The sequence below is a fragment of the Actinobaculum sp. 352 genome (assembly GCF_003957265.1).
GTDB lineage: Bacteria > Actinomycetota > Actinomycetes > Actinomycetales > Actinomycetaceae > Asp313.
This window is the reverse complement of sequence record NZ_RQSN01000037.1, coordinates 1-1,172: the sequence shown is the minus strand read 5'-3', so window position 1 is coordinate 1,172 and position 1,172 is coordinate 1. Positions and strand designations below refer to the sequence as shown.

General features: G+C 56.0%; 1 pseudogene. It reads right to left on the bottom strand.

Annotation, left to right across the window (positions count from 1 at the left end):
- Positions 1 to 78: 78 nt before the first annotated feature.
- Positions 79 to 1,172 (bottom strand): annotated as a pseudogene (locus EKN07_RS12395) (IS3 family transposase); the annotation flags it as partial.

Sequence of the window (1,172 nt, the reverse complement as noted above, 5' to 3'; positions counted from 1 at the left end):
GGGGCTGTTGAGGGTTTGGTTGGCAGTTTTCCTTCTGATTGTTAGGCCGCGTGGGACGCGGCTGGTTCCAGTGTTGTTTCACTTGCCCAGCGCTCGTTGACGTCTTTTCCTGTGATATGTCCGTTTGATCCAGTGGGTGATCGCGGCCGAGAGCTCGCGGCGGCTGGCCCAGGACCTGCGGTCGAGAACATTCTTTTGCACGAGGGCGAAGAACGATTCCATCGCAACGTTATCCCCACACGCCCCAACCCTGCCCATCGACCCAACAGCTTCGTAGGCCCTCAAGGCAGCGCGGAACTTCCTCGAACCGAATTGCCAGCCCCGATCCGAGTGGACGATCACTCCCTGTGGGTAACCTCGTTTCCTCATCACATCATCAAGCGCTGCCACCGCCAGGGACGCCTTCACCCGCGAACTGGTCGCATAGCCCACGATTCCGCGCGAGCACAGGTCCTTGATCACACACAGGCAGAGCCTTCCCTGGACAGTCCACTGCTCAGTAATATCCGTGACCCACGCAGTATTTGGAGCATCAGCATCAAAGTGCCACTCAAACAGGTCATCATGGACCGGAGCACCCGACTTCTTCCCACGCGGCCTACACCTGGTAATCACCGAGAACACCTGAATCTTCGAGCACAACCGCCATACGCGTCGCTCTGAAAGCCGATAGCCACGATCCGCAAACTCGTCGGCAATGAACCGGTAGCCAAATCCGGGATCATCACTGTAGACCTCACGAATCACCTCGCAGATCTCAGCATCTTTCCCTTTCCCGGGCACTAACCTTGTCATGTAGCCACTTACAAAAAGCTTGGCGAAAAAACTTCAGTACCCAAGCCGCGATCATCAAGGTTGCCTTTCCCTCAGCAATTAGCGCTTCCACGGTCAGGAACATCCTTTTGGGCGGATCGCCTCCTGAGACAAATATGCCGCCACGACACGCAGCACCACATTTTCCATCTCCAGCTCCCGGATCCGCTTGAGTGCAGCACACATCTCTTTAACAACCGCCAGATCGCTTGACGAGCTCATCCCATGAACATCCAAGCAAGCCTCCGTGATCCATTCTTGCAGCAAGGACCGAGAGATCCCCAGATCAACGCACACATACCCCGACTGATCCCTGACTCAACCAGCACAACCGCATCAGCCATGAACTGCTCACTATA